This is a genomic window from Azorhizobium sp. AG788, from assembly GCF_943371865.1.
Taxonomy (GTDB): Bacteria; Pseudomonadota; Alphaproteobacteria; order Rhizobiales; family Xanthobacteraceae; genus Azorhizobium.
On the sequence record NZ_CALRWL010000038.1, the window covers coordinates 1 to 18,642 of the forward strand.

Below are 18,642 nucleotides of genomic sequence, written 5' to 3' on the forward strand. Positions count from 1 at the left end.
GGGGCTCTTGAGGACGCGGCTCGGCGGAACGGGGCTCCCGTGGGCCGGGCGGGGCCGGCTGCGGCAAAGGCACCGCCGGCATGGTGGCCGGGGTCTGTGCCGCCGGAACCGGCGCCACGGGCGCAACCGCGCCGCCGGAGCCGAGCGCGGGATTGGCGGCCGGCGCCGGGCTGGCGACGGTCGGCGGGCTTGCGGTTGGCGGCGCGCTTGGAACCGAGGGCACGGTGGATGCGGGAGCCGCAGTGGGAGCCGGAGCCGGGGCAACCGTTGGATTCGGCGCCCCGCTCGGTGCGACTGGCGCCGCGGCCGGTGGCGGCGGCGAACCGACCGGCGCGACCGGAGGTGTCGCCACGCTGGCCGGAGCCGCTGGCGTCGCCGCAGGGACCGCCCCCAGGCCCTGGCGCTCTTCCAGCCGCTTGGTCTCCCGCTCGATGGCCCGCATGGCGATCACGCTGGTCAGGGCCGCCGCCGTCACCCGGCGGTCCGGGGCGGCCAGCGGCCCGCGCCAGTTGATGCTGCCACCGGGAACGGCGCCGGCCACATCCGCGCCGTCCATGTCCAGCCCGGCTTCCACCATCAGGCGGGCCAGATCCAGATTGCCGGTCAGCGCCACCCGCACCCCGGACGCGGACACCCGCGCCGGTGACAGCCGCGCCACGCCATTGACCACGCCGAACGTGGTCTCCGCGCTCTCCAGCCGCAGCGGCCCCCGCGAAAACGCCCGGTCCAGCAAAGCTGCGGTGCGGCGCTCATCGGGCGGCGCGCCGGTGATGGTGTCCGCCAAGACGGTCTCGATGGCCTTGGGATCGGCGGCGGGAATCTCCAGATCGCGCACCGCCAATGTCCCCTGGCCGGACATGGCCTGAAGGATGGCCAAGGGCGTGCGCCCGCTGCCCACCAGATCGAGGGCCAGGGTGACGCGGCCGCGCGGCGGCATGCGGGGCGCCAATGGCGCCAGCAGCAGGGCGCTGTCCACCGCCTCCAGCGTAAGCCGGCCATCGGCCTGAAGCCCGTCGCCCCGGCGCCGCAGGGCCAGATTGCCCCCCAGATGGCCGGTGCCCAGCGTGCCGGCGAGATCGCGCACCTCCAGGCTGTTGCTGTCGGCGACCACGCGGGCACGACCGTCCGTCACCGCATAAGGCCCGCCCAGATCCACCTTCTTGGCCGCCAGATCCACCGTGAAGGCGGCAGGAACCGGCAGCGCCACCGCAAACCGGGCACCGGACCAGGGGCCCGCGCCCACATCCGCCCCGGTGCTGCGCGCGCCCCACAGGCCGATCAGCCGCGGCAGCGAGAGGCTGTCCAGTTCCAGCCGGCCGCTGACTTTCGGCGGGGTGCCGGGATCGAGATCCAGGGCGCCCGCCACCGGCGCGCCGGCCAGGGCGCCGGCCAGCTTCTCGAACCGCCACAGGCCGGCGTTGCGCGACAAGGTGAAGGTCAAGGCGCCGGACACCGCGCCGTCGGTGGCGCCGGAGGCGGCCAGCAGCCGCGGCAGATCGGTGCCCTCCAGGCGCATGTCGAGACTGGGCAGCACCGTGCCGTCGGTGGACAGGCGCACGGTGCCGGTGCCGCTGGCCACCGCGTCGCCCAGGGCCAGACGGCCATCGAAGGCGGCGGTGCCGTCGCTGCGGGGATCGATGGTGAGATCGAGCTTGGCGGGGCCGAGCCCGGCGCGCAGCCCCGGCAGGCCGGCGGCCTCCAGCGCCCGCGCGCCATCGCTGGCCACCAGGGCCAGGGCGACCCGGCTCGGGGCGGCACCATCGGTGCGGGCAAAGGCGGCGCGGCCGGAAATCTGCCCCAGCGTACCCTCGGCGGTGAGGCTGTGCGCCCCAGTCTCGCCCCAGGTGGCGGAACTGGTGAGTTGCACCGGCGAGGCCACCGGCAGCAGGCGGGTGATGGCGTCGGCGGTCTCCGGGCCCGCCACCAGCCGGGCCATGGGCACCAGGCCATCCGCCTTGGCACCGGCCACCGTCAGGTCGAGCCGGCCGGTGGGAGTGGTGGTGCGGGTGTCGAACGCGCCAGAGCCGGTGATCTTCAGCCCGGCCAGATCATCCAGGCCGAACCGCGACAGGGTCCAGGCCTGGCCGCTGGCCTGCGCCGTCACGGCGAGGCCGCGCAACGGCAGGCCCGACAAGGTGAGGTTCTGCCCGTCCAGGGTGATGGCGCCGTCAAATGGGGTCGCGGCGCCCAGCAGGCCACGGCGGCCCGCCGCCACCAGCGGATCGAGGTCCACCCCGTCCAGCGCCAGTTGCAGATCGATGCGCGGCACGCCGATCACCGGCAGGGCCAGCGCCGCGCTGCCGCGCAGGCGGGCCCGGCCGAAGGTGGCGTCGAGCGCACTGGCGGCATAGCGGCTGGCACTGGCGGAAATGCGCGCGGAAATGCGCACCGGCCCCTTCACCGCGGCCACATAGTCCGGGGCCAGCCGGGGCACAGCCCAGCGCAGGAAGGTGGCGGGCTCGTCGGAGGTGAACAAAAGGTCGCCGCCGAAGCCGCCGCCGTCGCTGCTGCGGGCCGGCACGCCGGACAGGCGGACCCCGGTCTGGCCGGGGAGCTTGGCCTCGGCGGTGTCCATGCGCCAACCCTGGGCGGTGCCGGTGAGGTCGGCGCGGGCGTCGCGGATCACGGTGCCGCCCACGGTCAACTGATCCACGGCGATGCCGATGCGCGAGGTGACGTCGGGGGCCGGCAGGGCGGCGAAGGTGGCCACCAGCCCGGCCAGGGCCTCGGTGGGCGATTGCGGCCCGCCGGGGCCGGCGGGGCGCAGGGCATCCAGATCCAGGCTGCGGGCATTGAGCACCGCGTCGAGCCCCACCGCCCGCCCCAGCGACAGCCGCGCCGAGCCCGACAATTGCACCGGGCGGGTATCCTCGCCCATGGTCAGGTCGAGGGATTCCGCCACCACCGCCTCGGGAGAGGCGCGGATGGCGGCGGACAGGCGCCAGGCCTCGGTGCCGAGGGCTTCGCCCTTGCGCACGAAGGTACCCTTGCCGTCAAACCGCGGCGTACCGTTGGACAGCCGCAGGAGGCCGTCCAGGTCGATGCCGAACGGCCGGGTGCGGCCGTCGGCGATCACCCGCAGCTTCCCGCCATCCTCGCCCAGGCGGCCGAGGCTGGTGCGCACCGCATAGCGCTCGCCGCCGGTGGTGACTTCGCCATCGAGCCGGAACGGCCCCAGGCTGGAGCGGGCCTCGCCCTTGAGGGTCAGGTCGGTGAGTTGCACCGTGCGGTCGGCCCCCCGGTCGAGAATGGCCAGCTCGCCGTGCTCGATACTGATCTGGCCGATGCTGAAACCAGCGGTCGCCCCGGCGCCGGTGGGGGTGACCATGCGCCCGGTGCTATCCAGCACCAGCCGCAGCTGCGGCCAGGACAAGGTGAGGCTGGTGGCCTCCACCTCGCCGCGCACCAGCGCGCCCAAGGACAGGTCGGCGCGCAGCTCGCGCACGGCGCCGCCGCTGGCCACGTCGTCACTGCCCAGCAAGACGGTGCGCAGCACCACCCGGGGCACCGGCAGGAGTTCCGCGTCGATGCGGCCGCGGATCAGCACCGGCGCGCCGAGGACGCGGCTGGCCTGCGCCTCGAACACGCCCCGCCAGGCGGTCCAATCCACCACGAACGGCGCGGCGAACGCGGCGCTGATGGTGAGAATGACCGCTGTGGCAAGGCCGATCAAAATGGCTTGCACGCGCCTGCCCTCATTTCATGTTCGCATATGCCCGGCGGAAGCGTCCGGACTGTGACAACGGCTTCCGCGCGGCTGGGCGGCGCGAACTCCCGCTAGGGAACCCGCGCCTCCCGCGCATCCTTAAACGATCTTGCCCGGATTCATGATGTTATCGGGATCGAACGCCTGCTTCAGGGCGCGCATGGCCTCCAGCGTACCGGCTCCATGCTCCGCCAGCAGATATTTCTTCTTGCCTTCCCCCACCCCGTGCTCGCCGGTGCAGGTGCCTTCCATGGCCAGCGCCCGCTCCACCAGGCGCTTCATGAACAGTTCGGCCTTGGCCACGTCGGCTGCGTCGGCCACGTCCACCATCAAGGTGGTGTGGAAGTTCCCGTCGCCCACATGGCCGACGATGGGGGCGACGAGTCCCATCTCCACGATGTCGGCCTTGGTGGCCTCCACGCATTCCGCCAGCCGCGAGATCGGCACGCACACATCGGTCGCCACCGCCTTGGCGCCGGGGCGCAGGGGCAGGGCCGACCAATAGGCATCATGCCGCGCCTGCCACAGCTTGGTGCGGTCCTCGGCCTTGCCGGCCCAGGTGAACGGCCCGCCGCCATTGTCGGTGGCGATCTCACCGAACCGCTCCGCCTGCTCGGCGGCGCCGGCGGGCGTGCCGTGGAATTCCAGGAACAAATGCGGCGTCTCGGGCAGATCCAGCTTGGCATAAGCGTTGGAGGCGCGGACCTGCACCTCGTCCAGCAGTTCGATGCGGGCCACCGGAATGCCGGACTGGATGGTGGCGATCACCGCATTGCAGGCGTCCGAAATGGTCGGGAACGGGCAGACCCCGGCGACGATGGATTCGGGAATGCCATAGAGCTTCAGCGTGATCTCGACGATGATGCCCAGCGTGCCCTCGGCGCCCACGAACAGACGGGTGAGGTCATAGCCGGCGGAGGATTTGCGCGCCCGCCGCGAGGTGGTGATGAGCTTGCCGTCGGGCATCACCACCTTCAGCGCCAGCACATTGTCCTTCATGGTGCCGTAGCGCACCGCATTGGTGCCGGAGGCGCGGGTGGAGGCCATGCCGCCCAACGAGGCGTCGGCGCCGGGATCGATGGGGAAGAACAGGCCCTGGTCGCGCAATTCCTCATTCAGGCGCTTGCGGGTCACGCCCGGCTCGATCACGCAGTCCAGGTCTTCCGCATGCACCGCCAGAATGCGGTTCATGCCGGACAGATCGATGCACACTCCGCCGTAGGGCGCATTCACATGGCCCTCCAGGGACGTACCCGCGCCCCAGGCGATCACCGGCACCTTATGGGCGGCACAAATCCGCACCGCGGCCTGCACGTCGGCAATGCTGTCCACGAAGACCACCGCATCCGGCGGCTCGTTCGGTAAGAAGGTAGTCACATTGGCGTGCTGCTCCCGCACGGCCAACGACATCACGACCTTGTTACCAAAATGGGCGGTGAGTTCCGCAAGGGCATCTGCCCGACCTTCGACGCTGGCAAATGGCGGCGTCGCAACTGCACCAAGCATTTAGAATTCCTTAACATCTCAGAAAGATCGCTGTCGGGGGCGAGTGTAGCTAGCCGCACGGCTCCTGCAAACGCCTCGCGGATATTGTTCTGCAACCCTCATTGCTGCACTTCAAATCCGCATTGGAGACAATCTTACGCCATTTCGGCAGTGACCAATGCCGTTCGCATCGGCACACTGATTGTCGGACGAGCACCTTCCGGAACAGGAGGTCTCCATGCTGGACCGAATGGACTATGAACCCGTGTTCTTTGCCCCCTTCGTCTCTTCGGCGATGGCGGTGGAGCGGGACTGGACCGACTATAATGGCCACCTGAATGTGGCCTCCTACGGCTTGATGTTTGACCGGGCCTTCGATGAGGCCCTGTCGTTGCTGGGGCTGGGACCACTGGCCGCGCCGCACCGCGGCTCCTCCTTCTTCACCGTCGAGACCCACACCCGTTATGTGCGCGAACTGCCCCTCGGCGCACCGGTCCGGGTGACGCTGCGGCTGGTGGATTATGACGACAAGCGCTTGCATCTGTTCGAGACGCTGCATCACGGCACCGAGGGCTGGGTTGCCGCCACGTCGGAACAGATCGCCCTGCACGTGGACCTGGCCAGCCGCCGCGCCAGCCCCATTCCGGACGACGTGCTGGAGCGGATCGCGGTCATGCGCTCGGTTCATGCTGCACTGCCCTCACCGGACGGAATGGGGCGCAGCGTCGGGATGATGAGCCGCTGCTGACGGCGGGCGGCGCGCGAAGCCTTGTTCATGCTTCGCTAACCACATGCCTGCCTAACCGGCGGGCATGTCTGCGTTTGGTGCAGGTCAGGCATGCTGACCTATCAATTCTGCTGCGGCGCAACAAGGCGTACCTTGCAGTGCATCAGACGCCCGTTCTGGACGTCGCTACTGCGAGAGGGCCTCGTCATGAGCGCCGTAAGCTATACGTCCCCGAAGTTTTCGCCGATGTCCTCGGCCACTGCCGAGCCGAAGAAGGGCTTCTTCGCCCGCGTTCTGGACGCCATCATCGCCGCCCGCACCGAGCAGGCCGAGCGCGAAGTGCTCAAGTATGTGCAGCGCACCGGTCGCTATCCGCTGCTCTGAGCGTCCGCACAGGCGCGCTGCAACGGCAAGCGGATGCGCGGCCTCAGGGCCCGACACTTGTCATAGACTGCCGGTCGCGAACCCCGCCCCGCCTTTCGGCACCGGGCGGGGGCGACACTGGAACCGCATCCCCGCAGATGCAGTCCCGAGCCGCCGACGGGCCCGCACCCGCGCGGCGTCGGCAGTCCTCCCTAAGCCCTAACCCCTAAGCGGTCTTGTCCGAGAGAATCAGGCTGGTCCAGCCTTCGATGTCCCGGCGACGCACCAGCTTCAGCCCCTGCGCCCGATAGGCGGCCAAAGCCGCATTGGCGTGCGACGGCAGCAATCCCGACAGCACCAGCCATCCCCCCGGCGCCAGCAACGGGCGCACTGGGCGCGCCAGCCGCTTCAGCGGCGGCAGCAGGATATTGGCCAGGATCAGATCATAGGGCGCCGAGGCCCGGATCACCGCCGCATCCACGCCGGCGGCCAGATGCATGGTGACGAAGCCCTTTGCCTTGTTCGCCGCGGCATTCTCCAGCGCCGTGCGCACCGCCACCCCATCCAGATCGCTGGCCACCACCGGGCGGCGGAACTGCCGCGCCGCCGCAATGGCCAGGACGCCGGTCCCCGTCCCCACATCCAGGATCCGCCGCGGGCGGCCGATCTTGGCCATGTCGGCAATGGCGGCGAGGCACCCTTGCGTGGTGCCGTGATGGCCGGTGCCGAACGCCAGCGCCGCCTCGATCTCGATGCCGATGGCATTGACCGGCACGCGGGCGCGGTCATGGCTGCCATGGACCACGAACGGGCCGACCCGCACCGGGGCAAGTCCCTCCAGGCTGGCGGCCACCCAATCGGTCTTGTCGATGGAATGGAAGCTGATCTGGTCCGCCATTTCGTCGCCGGCGGCAATCCGCACCAGTTCGCGCAGGCGATCGGGGTCGAAGGCTTCGCCGGCATAAAGCTCGATGGCCCAGCTGCCGTCCGGCTGCTCGAAATTGGCCACCGCCACTTCGGCGGGATCGAAATTCTCGCCCAGGAAGTCCGCCACGCGGCGCGCCTCCCGCTCGGGGGCGCTGAGACGCATCACATGGGTGGCGTCGTTGGGCGGCAGTCCTTCCAGCATTCGGTCCTCGATCACAATGCAATCCACAGGCGCCTGGAGTGCCAGACTAGGCGCGCAAGTGCCAGCGCGATCACGAGCACCGGGAGGGGAAAGGCGCTTTTGCCGGTCTCTGGCGGCGTGGGCGACGTATTCCGGCAACGCGCGATCAGCCCGCGAACATGCCCACCACCCGGTTGGCCCCCGCTTGCCGCGCGCTGCTCAGGCGCTGTTCGGCGATCTGGACCAGGTCCGGCACGCTCTGCGCATCCTGCGGCGTGGTCGCCACCCCGATGCACAAGGTGTGGGACACCCCGTCCCGGGCCAGGCCCAATGCCTCCACCCGCGCCCGCAACATCGACGCCACCTGCATGCCGGCCTGGTGGGCGGCGCCCGGAGTCAGCACCGCGAAGGTATGGTCGTTGGTGCGCACCACATAGTCGCCGGTGCGCAGGCCCTCGCCGATCGCCTCGCCGATCAGCCGCATCAGATGGCCATTGCCCAAGGGCGGGGGGCCGACGCGCATGGCTTCGATCCCATCGACCCGCATCAGCAGCAAGCTCATGGGCCGGCCGGTCAGCGCGGTGATGGACAGGAGGTGCGCGCACACCGGCGCGAACTGGTCGGCATGCAGGGCGCCGGTCATGGGGTCATAGCGGCCCGCAACCTTGGGCGCCGCGGGCGCGCGGTGCAGGCGCATGGCATTCCAGACCTCGCGCAGGCTGCGCCCCCGGCCCGCCGGCAGCGCCTCGACGCGGGTGAGATACCAGGTGATGACCCCGCCATAGATCACCGCGGCCAGCAGCTTTCCAACCCATCCGCCGATGCCCGCCGAAAAGGGGATGCCGAAGGTCAGATGCAACGCGGTGAAATAGGCGATCTGGTCGATGGTCAGTCCCAGCAGCAGCGTCAGTGACACCGACAACCATAAGCCGCAGTGAAACCGCCGCGACAGCCGCTCATAGAGCGCGAACATCACCAGGCATTCCAGAAACAGCAGCAAGCTGCCCCACACCATCAGCGCGGCGAACTTGCCGAGGAAAGCCACGTCCAGGGTTCGCGGCAGCGGCAGCCGCACATGGTCCATGGCCAACAGCGCCACCAGCAGGATGATGATGAAATTGCCCAGCAGCATGCCGTACAGGGGCTGCCGCGCCATCGGGGCATCCTCGCGGATATAGGTGAGCAGCAGCAAGGCGAGCTTGCCGGAGAACAGCACCGCCGAACCGGGCGACAGCGCCAGCCCGAACGGCAGCCGCACATAAAAGGCCACCGAGAGATAGGCTTCCAGAAAATGGGTGGCGCCCAGCGCGCAGAAAAACGCCCCGATGCCGATCAGGTGACGTGCCCGGAACAAGGCGAGCATGGCGCCGAAATAGATCGCCATCTCACCGAGGATCAGCAGAAAATTATTCAAATACATGGAAGCGGGAGCAGTCTGGCGCTGAGCGCAGAGAACACCGGCGCAGGAAGCGACGGCCTGCGGCCATGATACCGACTTGCTGCGGCGCGCAACAGGTGTGCGTGCAATCCCTGAGGCGTCCGCACCGGCAGGTAGCAGGCGGACCGCTCACACCTTTTCGACGAAGCTTTCCAGCACGCGCTTCTCGCCGGCCTTGTCGAACTGGACCGTCAGCTTGTTGCCGTCGATGCCCGTGATCTCGCCATATCCGAACTTGATATGGAAAATCCGTTCACCCGCAGTGAACGCCGATTCGCCGCCGATGGATGAGGCCAGCAACGTGCCCTCGATCACCAGCGGGCCACCGCGCCCCGATCCTTTGCCGGCACCATATCCGCCCCGCGACGACGGGTCGCTGCTGGCAGCCCGCGCCGTCTGCGCCCGCTGCCAGCCTGGCGTTGCGTAAGTGGAGGTGAAAGGCTCGGTCTTCTCGAACCGGCTGGCGCCATACGCCCCGCCACCGGACCCGCCCCAGCCAAAACCGCCCTTGGATTCCTGCACCTCCACATGGGCGTCGGGCAGTTCGTCCAGGAAGCGGCTCGGCACGGTGGAATTCCACATGCCGTGGATGCGCCGGTTGGAGGCGAAATAGATCCGCGCGCTCAGCCGGGCGCGGGTGATGCCCACATAAGCGAGGCGCCGCTCTTCCTCCAGGCCCGCCTTGCCCTGCTCGTCCAGGGCGCGCTGGTGGGGAAACAGTCCCTCCTCCCAGCCGGGCAGGAACACGGTGTCGAACTCCAGCCCCTTGGCGGAATGCAGGGTCATGATCTGCACCGCGTCCTCGGCGGCGCCATTGTCCACGTCCATCACCAGGGAAATGTGCTCCAGGAAGCCCTGCAAATTCTCGAACTGCTCCATGGAGCGGACCAGTTCCTTGAGGTTTTCCAGCCGGCCGGTGGCCTCGGCGGAGCGGTCCTTCTGCCACATGTCCGTATAGCCGCTCTCGTCGAGCACGATCTCGGCCAGTTCGGAATGCTTGGTATGGCCGGCCTGCTCGCGCCAGCGGTCGAACGACTGCACCAGGCCGCGCAAGGTGGCGCGCAACTTGGGCTTCAGTTCCTCGCTTTCCGCCAACAGCCGGGCCGCCTCCTGCAACGGCACGCCCGACGCGCGGGCCACGTCGCGGATCTGCTTGACCGCCACATCGCCGAGGCCCCGTTTGGGCACATTGACGATGCGCTCGAACGCCAGGTCATCGGCGGTGGACATGACGCAGCGCAGATAGGCCAGGGCATCGCGGATTTCTGCCCGCTCATAGAAGCGCGGGCCGCCGATCACCCGGTAGTTCAGCCCCAAAGTGACGAAGCGATCCTCGAACTCGCGCATCTGGAACGAGGCCCGCACCAGGATCGCCACTTGCGACAACGCATGGCCGGAGCGCTGCAGCGCCTCTATCTCATCGCCGATGGCGCGGGCTTCCTCGCCGCTGTCCCAGGAGCCGGTGACGGCGACCTTCTCGCCGGTCTCGCCATCGGAGAACAGCGTCTTGCCCAACCGCCCCTCATTAAAGGCGATGATGTGCGAGGCCGCCGCCAGGATATGGCCGGTGGAGCGGTAATTGCGCTCCAGGCGGATCACCTTGGCGCCGGGGAAATCGCTCTCGAAGCGCAGGATGTTGTCCACTTCGGCGCCGCGCCAGCCATAGATGGACTGGTCGTCATCGCCCACGCAGCAGACATTCTTGGAGCCCTGCGCCAGCAGCCGCAGCCACAGATATTGCGCGACATTGGTGTCCTGATACTCGTCCACCAGCAGATATTTGAAGCGCTTGTGATAGTCCGCCAGCACGTCGGGATGCTCGCGGAACAGGCGGATGCCCTCCAGCAGCAGATCGCCGAAATCCACCGCATTCAGCGCCTTCAACCGCGCCTGATAGGCGGCATAGAGCATCTGGCCGCGGCCATGGGCGAAGGCGGCGCCCTCGCCGGGCGAGACGTTCTCGGGCGACAGGCCGCGATTCTTCCAGCCGTCGATGGCGGAGGCCAGCATCCGCGCCGGCCAGCGCTTCTCGTCGATATTCTCTGCCGCGATCAATTGCTTGAGCAGGCGGATCTGGTCGTCAGTGTCGAGAATGGTGAAGCCGCTGCGCAGGCCCACCAGTTCATAATGCCGGCGCAGAATGCGCACGCCGATGGAATGGAAGGTGCCCAGCCACGGCATGCCCTCCACCGCATCCCCCACCATGGAATGGATGCGTTCCTTCATCTCCCGCGCCGCCTTGTTGGTGAAGGTCACCACCAGGATCTGTGACGGGTAAGCCCGGCCTTGGGACAGGATATGAGCCACGCGGGCGGTGAGCACGCGGGTCTTGCCGGTGCCGGCGCCGGCCAGCACCAGCAGCGGCCCGTCGATGCTTTCCACCGCATCGCGCTGCTCGGGGTTCAGCCCGTTGAGATAGGAGGCCGGCCGCGCCGGTGCCCCGCCCGCCCGCGCCCGCTCGGCGATGCCGCCGGGGCGCAGGGCCGGACGCTCCACACCGCTGTCGCGCCCGTGGCTGTCCCGCGCGGTCACATCGCGGCGCTCCCCGCCGAAGGGATCGTCGTGCGGGTCGGCACCGTTCTGGTCATGGGAGTGGGGCAATCGCCGTCTCGTTCTCGCCTACGCGATTCTGTTGTGAGAACAAAATGGCACCGCAAGGGCCGGATTGCGAGGGGTGCGGCGCCATGCACAGCTTTGCGCATGTGGAAACGGCGCCGAAGCGGCGCCGTTTCGTCTGGATTGCGGTCAGAGGGGGCTCACCAATCGGCGCGGCACACCCGCTGGGTCCAATAGGGGCTCCACCAGCACTTCAGGAAACCCTTCACCTCGCGCATGGGGCGGAACACGGTGGGGGCGGTGGTCAGGCCCACCAGCTGGCCATTGGGCGGCAGCAGGCCGTCCAGCACCACGGCATTGAACGACAGCGTGGTGCCGGAAAGGGTGGCCGCGCCCAGTTCGACGATCGCCTGGGTGGGCACCGGGCCCAGCGTGGTGACCGAGACGTTCGGCGGATCGTTCTTCATCAACGAGACCGTGGCGTTCCACATCTTCACGAACTGCTCGGTATTCATGGTGCCGTTGATGCGCTCGGGGCGATCAATGGCGAAAGCGGCAGTGGGCGAGACGCCGGTGAGGGTCAGCACCTTGCCGTCGAAGCTCAGGGACGCCGCCTGCTGCGTCAGCATCATCTCCACCGGACGGGCGATGTGGATCTCGGGCTTGGCCTCTGCGGCGGCGGGCGCCTGCATGGTGGGAGCCGTGCTCGGGGCCGGGGTCGCCGTCTGCGCGAGGGCCGCGAAGCCGGACGCGGCCAGGATCAGGCCCGCCAAAGGTGCAATCACTTTCATGGACCGATCTTCCTTCTTCTGACCCGCATCACACCATCGAGCCGCATCGGCGCGTGGGTGAAACCGCGAACGGTTCGCACCCTCGCCCTCGTCCGGCGCCGTGGCTGCGCGCGACCCTATAGCGGATTTTGCCGCCAAACCAAGCTTTGCCTCCGCCGGATCGATCGCCTCAGAGCGAGACGCTGGAGAAGCTGCGCGGCGGCGGGCTCACCACCGTTGTGGTCCCCCCGCGGATCTCCATCACCGCCAGGGCCCGTTCATTGGTGCCGTCCATCTTCAGGCGGAAGGCGCCATCCACGCCGGTAAAGCCCGAGGGATTGGTCAAAGTGGTGGCGCTCAGCCCTTCCGCGCCCTGGGTGCGCACGATGGCGCCCACCAGCGAGACCGCGTCGAAGGCCAGCGTCGCGGTCCGCACCGGATCGGTGCCATAGCGGGCCTTGTAGCGGGCGGTGAAGGACCGCCAGCCGGCCGAATCAGGGGCGGCGAACTGCGCGCCCTCCATCTGCGGCACGCTGAACAGGCGCTGCTCGTCCCACAGGCCGGTGCCCAGCAGGCGGATGCGCTTGAGGTCGACGCCGGCGGTGGTCAGTTGCTGCACCACATTGGCGACGCTGTCGGCGGTGTCGGGAATGAAGATGGCGTCGGTCTGCGCCGCCACATCCGCCACCCTTTTCACCGAATCCGCCAGCCGCGCCGGGGTGTAGCGCTCCAGGGCCGTCACCCGGCCGCCCACTTCCGAGACGGTCTGCTGGAACGCCCCCTGCACCACGGTGCCATAGGCATTTTCCGGCAGCAGCGCCGCGAACGAGCGTTTGCCCTGGCTGGCGGTGAAGCGGATGATCCGCTCCACGTCGGTCTGCGGCAGGAAGCTCAGCAGATAGACCCCGTTGCCGGCCACATTGGTATCTGTGGAAAACGCGACGATGGGCACGCCGCGCGGCCGGGCCACCTGCGCCGCGGCGCCCACCGCATGGGCGAACAGCGGCCCGAGAATGATCCGGGCGCCTTCGTTGATGGCGGCCTCCGCGGCGGTGCGGGCGCCCTGGGTGGTGCCGGCATCGTCCTTGATGAGGAGCTGGATCGGCGGCTGGCCCATTTCGCTCATGGCCAGTTCGGCGGCATTCTTCATCGCCTGGCCGGCCAGCGCGGCATTGCCCTGCGCGCCCAGCGGCAGGATCAGCGCCACCACCGCTCCGCCATTGGGCAGCGGCCCGCCGGTGACCGGCGGCGTGGGCGCCGCCTGCGGATTGTTCGTGACCATGGGCGCGTCGCCGCCGGCACAAGCTGCCAGCACAGAGGCGGCGGAGACCGAACCGGCCAGCTTCAGACCCGAGGTCAAGAGGGCGCGACGGGAGACACCCGGAGGCAGAACGCGATCGATCACCACTATCTCCTCGAACCCCACGCCCCGGCCGGGGACGCCCAGGACAGACTTTGCGACGCACGGTCAACGGGCGGAGGCCGCTTCCCGGTGCGGAAATGCCACTCTATCTCCACAATCGCGCGTCCTGTCACCCCGTTCCGCACCGATGTGCGCAATTGGATAACGCGCGACCGCGCTTTACGCCTCCTCACGATATCGGTAGCAGCCGGCGGGAAAACGCTGCGGGATGCGTTCGCACGGCGGCGACTGTCATCGCGGCCCGTCCCGCTTTATGCTGGCGGCATGATCCGAGACACCCTCGCCCCCGCCCCCAGCGACGCCCAAGACCTGCCCATGGAGGACCTCCCCCTGGAGGACCTTCCCATGGAGGATCTCCCCGTGGAGGAGCTGGACGGCGCGCTGCCGGACGGCCCCGCCGCGCCGGGAACGCCGGCCTTCACCCTGGCCGGCGTGCGCGTACCGGCCCGGCGGCTGGAAGCGGGCCTGCATGTGGTGGCCACCCCCATCGGCAATCTGGGCGACATCACGGTGCGGGCGCTGGAAACCCTGGCGGGCGCCACCATCATCGCCTGCGAAGACACCCGCATGAGCCGGCGGCTGACCGAGCGCTACGGCATCACCACCCATCTGGTGGCCTATCACGACCATAACGGCGCCTCCATGCGCCCCAAATTGCTGGCCAAGCTGGCGCTGGGCGAGGCCATCGCTCTGGTGTCCGACGCCGGCACGCCTTTGGTCTCCGATCCCGGCTACAAATTGGTGGTGGAAGCCGCCGCCGCCGGCATCCGCATCCATCCGGTGCCCGGCGCCTCGGCGCTGCTGGCGGCGCTGGTCACCGCCGGCCTGCCCACCGACCGCTTCCTGTTCGACGGCTTCCTGCCGCCCAAGCCCGGCCAGCGCCGCAACCGCATCGCCGAACTGTCCCGCCTGCCCTCCACCTTGGTGCTGTATGAGACCGGGCCGCGGCTGGCAGACAGCCTCAAGGATCTGGCCGCCGGCCTCGGGCCGCGCCCGGCGGCGGTGTGCCGCGAACTGACCAAGGCCCATGAGGAGGTGCGGCGCGGCCTCCTGCCGGAGCTGGCGGCGCATTATGAGCAGGCCGGCGCCCCGCGCGGCGAGATCGTGCTGGTGATCGGCCCGCCGCTGGAGGCCCCCGCCGCCGACGATGATGTGGACGCGGCGCTGGCCCGCGTGCTGGGCGATCATTCGCTGAAGGATGCGGTGGCCGCCGTCACCGCCGCCACCGGCCGCCCCAAGCGCGAGGTCTATGCCCGTGCCTTGGCCCTGACCCAGGGCGACGGCGCCCCGCCCCGCGACGCGGGGGAAACCGACTAGCGCTGAAGAAGCGCGCATGGCCCGGCCCCCGCCCGCCGACACCCCCGCCCGCCGCCGCAAGCAGGCGGCCCATGCCCGCGGCGTGGTGGCGGAGCAGCGGGCCGCGGCTGAGCTGGAGGCGAAGGGCTTCACCATCCTGGAGCGCCGCCTGCGCACCAAAGCGGGCGAACTGGATCTGGTGGCGCGCCGCGGCGATCTGCTGGTGTTCTGCGAGGTGAAATTGCGCGGCGACTTGGCGCAGGCGGCGGAAAGCCTGCTGCCGCGCCAGCGCCGCCGCATCGCCGCCGCCGCCGAAGCCTATCTGGCCACGCGGCCGGAGCTAATGGCCCTGGACATGCGGTTCGACGCCATCCTGCTGACCCTGGACGGGGCGTGCGAGCATCTGGAAGGCGCGTTCGAACTGGAGGCGTGACGCGCGCCCCCGGCGCGGCGGTCTGGCGGTGCGGCGCGCGCGCCTATAGATATGCCCCTATCATCACGGGAACCTCGCCTGTCCGGGCGATCGCCGGAGCTTGCCATGAGCCTTCAGGTCGCGGTCCAGATGGACCACATCGCCCACATCAATATTGCGGGTGACTCCACCTTCGCCTTGCTGCTGGAAGCCCAGCGGCGCGGCCACACCTTGGTGCATTACACCCCCGACCGCCTCGCCATGCGCGACGGCCAGGTGTTCGCCACCGTCGAGCCGCTCACCGTGGCGGACGAGGCCGGCAAGCATTTCCACCTGGGGGAAAAGCGCCGGGTGGCGCTGAAGGACTATGACGTGGTCCTGCTGCGCCAGGATCCGCCGTTCGACATGGCCTATGTCACCAGCACCCATCTGCTGGAGCGCATCCACCCCCACACCCTGGTGGTGAACGACCCCGGCCATGTGCGCAACGCGCCGGAGAAGATCTTCGTCACCGACTTCCCCGATCTGATGCCGCCCACGCTGATCTCCCGCGACCTGGACGAGATCAAGGCGTTCCGCGCCGAGTTCAAGGACGTGGTCATGAAGCCGCTGTACGGCAATGGCGGCGCGGCGGTGTTCCGGCTGGCGGAGGGCGATCTCAATTTCGGCTCGCTGTTCGATTTGTTCTCCGTCACCTTCCGCGAACCCTGGATGATCCAGCGCTTCCTGCCTGCGGTGAAGCATGGCGACAAGCGCATCATCCTGGTGGATGGCGAAGCCGCCGGCGCGGTGAACCGGGTGCCCAGCGAGGGCGATCTGCGCTCCAACATGGTGCGCGGCGGCGCCGCCAAGCCCACCGACCTCACCGACCGCGAGAAGGAAATCTGCTTCCGCATCGGCCCGGCCCTGCGCGAGCGCGGCCTGCTGTTCGTGGGCATCGACGTGATCGACGGCAATCTCACCGAGATCAACGTCACCTCGCCCACCGGCCTGCGCGCCATCAAGCGCCTGGGCGGCCCGGACATCGCCGCCCAGATCTGGGACAGCATCGAGGCCAAGCGCGCCTGAGCCGGCGCGGCGCCGCGGACCCAACGGCGCCGCACCGGGTTATACCCCCACGATGATCGCGCCTCAGCGCACGCAAGCAGGAATGAGAACCATGGCGCCAGCGCCCTTGACCGTCTCCATCCCCCACAAGCTCGGCAAGGAGGAGGCGGTGCGCCGCATCCAGGGCGGCGCCGGCATGCTGCGGGAGAAGTTCTCCGGCCAGGTCACCATCATGGAAGAGACCTGGATCAACGAGCGGCTGGAATTCCGCATCGCCACCATGGGCCAGCAGGCCTCCGGCCAGATCGACGTGGCCGAAGACGCGGTGCACCTGGCGGTGGAGCTGCCCTATCTGCTCCACATCGCCGCCACCAAGATCAAGGACATGATCCAGAAGCAGGGCAACCTGCTCCTGGAGAAGAAGTAGAGCGGTCTCTGCCGGTAAGAGGGCCTGATGGGATCAGGCCCGCGCGGTCAGACCGGCACGAAGGTCATGTCCGCGGTATCGAGGGTGAAGGTGCCGTCGGGCTGCACCTCGAAATGCGCCAGCACATCCTGCGAGGCGCCCAGCTGAAGCGCGCGGATCGCCGCGGACAGCACCTCCGGCGTGTTGATCCGGGCGATCCAGGAGGCGTATTCCAGCCGCAGCCGCCGCTCCACCACCGGCCCCACCGGAGCAAAGCCGGCGGCCCGTGCGGTCTCGGTCCATTGCGCCACTGAATAGTCGCGCACATGGGACGGATCGCGCAGCATCTCGATGGTCTGCAGGAAGCTGTCCAGCAGCGCGCCCTTGGGCGCCACCACATCCATGAAGATGGCGCGGCCGCCGGGCTTCAGCACCCGGCGCGCCTCCGCGACCCCCGCCGCCAGATCGCCCCAATGATGGGCGCTGTAGCGCGAGACCACGAAATCGAAGCTGGCATCGGGGAATGGCAGTTTTTCCGCCACGCCCTGCAGCGTCTCGATATTGCCCAGTCCCCGCACGCCCGCTTCGCGGCGCACCGCCTCCAGCATGCGTTCCGACAGATCATAGGCCACCACGCCGGCCACATGGGGCGCGGCGGTGAAGCTCACATGCCCGCCGCCGCAGCCCAGATCCAGCACCCGCGCCGCGGACTGGCCGGTGAGCGCCGCCGCCAGCGCCTCCAGATCCGCGCCCTGGGCGTGGACGATGCTGGTGACATAGGCCTCGGCGCGGGGGCTGAACTGGGCCGAAACCAAGCCGTCATGCCCGCTGGCGGGGATGACGGCGGCGGACGGCGTGGGGGTGGTCATGATGGCATTTTCCTTGAAGGGGCCGGCCCCGCTGAGCGGGCGGCCATCGGGCTGGCGTTCGAACCGCAATGCACCCGTCCGCAACCGGCGTCCAGACGGGTCGCGCGGCGGACGGCCGGGCCCGGAAGCACCCGCCGCGCCGCCGCAGCGGGATCTCCGGTTTAGAAGCCTGTTAAACCGGTGCCAGAGCTAAGTTTATCCTGGTATATTTTCTCCCATGATCGCCGTGCCTGATCCCACCCGCCGCCAGGCCCTGGCAGCGTTCGTCCGCGCCCATCGCGAGCGCATGGACCCCGCCGCCTTCGGTTTCACCGATCTGCGCCGCCGCCGCACCCCCGGCCTGCGCCGGGAGGAGATGGCGCAGATCGCCGGCCTCAGCGTCACCTGGTACAGCTGGATCGAACAGGGGCGCGACGTCTCATTGTCCGCCGCGGCCATCGGGCGGCTGGCGCGCGCCCTGGCGCTGGCCCCCGCCGAGCGGGCCTATCTGTTCGAACTGGCCGACCGCCGCGACCCCACCCCGCCGGACGCCGACACCCCGGAGGCGCTGGCCCCGCTGACGCGGATGATCGAAGCGCTGCCGTTTCCCGCCTATCTGCTGGACGGCACCTGGAATGCCCGCGTCTGGAACCCGCCGGCGGCGGCGCTGTTTCGCGGCTGGCTGGACGGCGCGGACGATGCCAATCTGCTGCGCTTCATCTTCCTCAATCCCGCCGCCGCCGCCCTCATTCCCGACCATGAGGACCGGGCGCGCCGGGTTCTGGGGGAGTTCCGCGCCGACACCTCGCGCCACATCACGGAACCGGCGCTGGCCGTCCTCGTGGCCGAACTGAGGGCGGGATCGGCGCTGTTCGCGCGATTCTGGGAGGCGCAGGCCGTGCTGGGCCGGGAAGGGGGAAGCCGCAGCTTTGTGGATGCGGCGGGGGCGGTGCGGCGCTTCGAACAGGTCACCCTCACGCCCGCGCCCGGCGACCGCCTGAAGCTGGTGGTCCTGACGCCCCAGGAGGATATTGATACCGCCACCAGGACGAGCTAA

At 69.2% G+C, this 18,642-nt stretch carries 15 protein-coding genes; 7 read left to right on the plus strand and 8 right to left on the minus strand.

Going from position 1 to position 18,642, the window contains the following annotated elements:
* Window positions 1-3,685: AsmA-like C-terminal region-containing protein (locus tag AAG816_RS19355; protein ID WP_341991311.1), on the minus strand; the 3,685-nt coding region annotated here is incomplete at its 3' end.
* A 120-nt stretch (window positions 3,686-3,805) separates the two neighbouring features.
* Window positions 3,806-5,212: an FAD-linked oxidase C-terminal domain-containing protein gene (locus AAG816_RS19360; protein WP_341991312.1), complete on the minus strand. Its 1,407-nt coding sequence runs from the start codon at window positions 5,210-5,212 to the stop codon at window positions 3,806-3,808.
* 217 nt (window positions 5,213-5,429) lie between these two features.
* Here AAG816_RS19360 and AAG816_RS19365 point away from each other — a divergent pair, with 217 nt between their 5' ends.
* Both AAG816_RS19365 and AAG816_RS19370 read left to right on the plus strand, forming a co-directional pair.
* On the plus strand, window positions 5,430-5,939 hold the full coding sequence (locus tag AAG816_RS19365) for a thioesterase family protein (protein WP_341991313.1): 510 nt from the start codon (window positions 5,430-5,432) through the stop codon (window positions 5,937-5,939).
* Window positions 5,940-6,125: 186 nt separating this feature from the next.
* Window positions 6,126-6,302 (plus strand): hypothetical protein, encoded by a 177-nt coding sequence (locus tag AAG816_RS19370; RefSeq protein ID WP_341991314.1) that lies wholly within the window; start codon window positions 6,126-6,128, stop codon window positions 6,300-6,302.
* Window positions 6,303-6,507: 205 nt separating this feature from the next.
* On the opposite strand, the gene AAG816_RS19375 is transcribed toward AAG816_RS19370, so the two are convergent.
* From AAG816_RS19375 to AAG816_RS19395, 5 genes are all read right to left on the minus strand, one after another.
* Window positions 6,508-7,425: a 50S ribosomal protein L11 methyltransferase gene (locus AAG816_RS19375; RefSeq protein ID WP_341991315.1), complete on the minus strand. Its 918-nt coding sequence runs from the start codon at window positions 7,423-7,425 to the stop codon at window positions 6,508-6,510.
* A gap of 130 nt (window positions 7,426-7,555) precedes the next feature.
* The gene (locus AAG816_RS19380; protein ID WP_341991316.1) at window positions 7,556-8,809 is read right to left on the minus strand and encodes a diguanylate cyclase; all 1,254 of its coding nucleotides are present in this window, start codon (window positions 8,807-8,809) and stop codon (window positions 7,556-7,558) included.
* A gap of 147 nt (window positions 8,810-8,956) precedes the next feature.
* Window positions 8,957-11,293: a UvrD-helicase domain-containing protein gene (locus tag AAG816_RS19385; RefSeq protein ID WP_341991364.1), complete on the minus strand. Its 2,337-nt coding sequence runs from the start codon at window positions 11,291-11,293 to the stop codon at window positions 8,957-8,959.
* Window positions 11,294-11,583: 290 nt separating this feature from the next.
* Window positions 11,584-12,174 carry a hypothetical protein gene (locus tag AAG816_RS19390; protein ID WP_341991317.1) on the minus strand — a complete coding sequence of 197 codons (591 nt, stop codon included), beginning with the start codon at window positions 12,172-12,174 and terminating at the stop codon, window positions 11,584-11,586.
* 169 nt (window positions 12,175-12,343) lie between these two features.
* Window positions 12,344-13,558, minus strand: a complete 1,215-nt coding sequence (locus AAG816_RS19395; protein WP_341991318.1) for a penicillin-binding protein activator — start codon at window positions 13,556-13,558, stop codon at window positions 12,344-12,346.
* A gap of 282 nt (window positions 13,559-13,840) precedes the next feature.
* On the opposite strand from AAG816_RS19395, the gene rsmI reads away from it, so the two are divergent.
* The 4 genes from rsmI (at window position 13,841) to AAG816_RS19415 (ending at window position 16,758) form a co-directional block, all read left to right on the plus strand.
* Window positions 13,841-14,893, plus strand: a complete 1,053-nt coding sequence (rsmI, locus tag AAG816_RS19400; protein WP_341991319.1) for a 16S rRNA (cytidine(1402)-2'-O)-methyltransferase — start codon at window positions 13,841-13,843, stop codon at window positions 14,891-14,893.
* Between the two features lie 16 nt (window positions 14,894-14,909).
* Window positions 14,910-15,305 carry a YraN family protein gene (locus tag AAG816_RS19405; RefSeq protein ID WP_341991320.1) on the plus strand — a complete coding sequence of 132 codons (396 nt, stop codon included), beginning with the start codon at window positions 14,910-14,912 and terminating at the stop codon, window positions 15,303-15,305.
* Window positions 15,306-15,410: 105 nt separating this feature from the next.
* Window positions 15,411-16,352, plus strand: coding sequence for a glutathione synthase (gene gshB / locus AAG816_RS19410; protein ID WP_341991321.1), 942 nt, complete (start codon window positions 15,411-15,413; stop codon window positions 16,350-16,352).
* A gap of 91 nt (window positions 16,353-16,443) precedes the next feature.
* Window positions 16,444-16,758, plus strand: coding sequence for a polyhydroxyalkanoic acid system family protein (locus AAG816_RS19415; RefSeq protein WP_341991322.1), 315 nt, complete (start codon window positions 16,444-16,446; stop codon window positions 16,756-16,758).
* Window positions 16,759-16,805: 47 nt separating this feature from the next.
* Here AAG816_RS19415 and AAG816_RS19420 read toward each other — a convergent pair whose 3' ends face one another.
* A complete protein-coding gene (locus AAG816_RS19420) occupies window positions 16,806-17,606 on the minus strand; it encodes a class I SAM-dependent methyltransferase (protein ID WP_341991323.1) in 801 nt (266 codons plus the stop codon).
* Window positions 17,607-17,823: 217 nt separating this feature from the next.
* Here AAG816_RS19420 and AAG816_RS19425 point away from each other — a divergent pair, with 217 nt between their 5' ends.
* Window positions 17,824-18,642 carry a helix-turn-helix domain-containing protein gene (locus tag AAG816_RS19425; RefSeq protein WP_341991324.1) on the plus strand — a complete coding sequence of 273 codons (819 nt, stop codon included), beginning with the start codon at window positions 17,824-17,826 and terminating at the stop codon, window positions 18,640-18,642.

Coding starts and splice junctions, on each gene's coding strand:
- AAG816_RS19425 (WP_341991324.1), top strand. CDS start 17,824: ATGATCGCCGTGCCTGATCCCACCCGCCGCCAGGCCCTGGCAGCGTTC.
- AAG816_RS19365 (WP_341991313.1), top strand. CDS start 5,430: ATGCTGGACCGAATGGACTATGAACCCGTGTTCTTTGCCCCCTTCGTC.
- AAG816_RS19380 (WP_341991316.1), bottom strand. CDS start 8,809: ATGTATTTGAATAATTTTCTGCTGATCCTCGGTGAGATGGCGATCTAT.
- AAG816_RS19415 (WP_341991322.1), top strand. CDS start 16,444: ATGGCGCCAGCGCCCTTGACCGTCTCCATCCCCCACAAGCTCGGCAAG.
- AAG816_RS19370 (WP_341991314.1), top strand. CDS start 6,126: ATGAGCGCCGTAAGCTATACGTCCCCGAAGTTTTCGCCGATGTCCTCG.
- AAG816_RS19390 (WP_341991317.1), bottom strand. CDS start 12,174: ATGAAAGTGATTGCACCTTTGGCGGGCCTGATCCTGGCCGCGTCCGGC.
- gshB (WP_341991321.1), top strand. CDS start 15,411: ATGAGCCTTCAGGTCGCGGTCCAGATGGACCACATCGCCCACATCAAT.
- AAG816_RS19405 (WP_341991320.1), top strand. CDS start 14,910: ATGGCCCGGCCCCCGCCCGCCGACACCCCCGCCCGCCGCCGCAAGCAG.
- AAG816_RS19420 (WP_341991323.1), bottom strand. CDS start 17,606: ATGACCACCCCCACGCCGTCCGCCGCCGTCATCCCCGCCAGCGGGCAT.
- rsmI (WP_341991319.1), top strand. CDS start 13,841: ATGATCCGAGACACCCTCGCCCCCGCCCCCAGCGACGCCCAAGACCTG.
- AAG816_RS19360 (WP_341991312.1), bottom strand. CDS start 5,212: ATGCTTGGTGCAGTTGCGACGCCGCCATTTGCCAGCGTCGAAGGTCGG.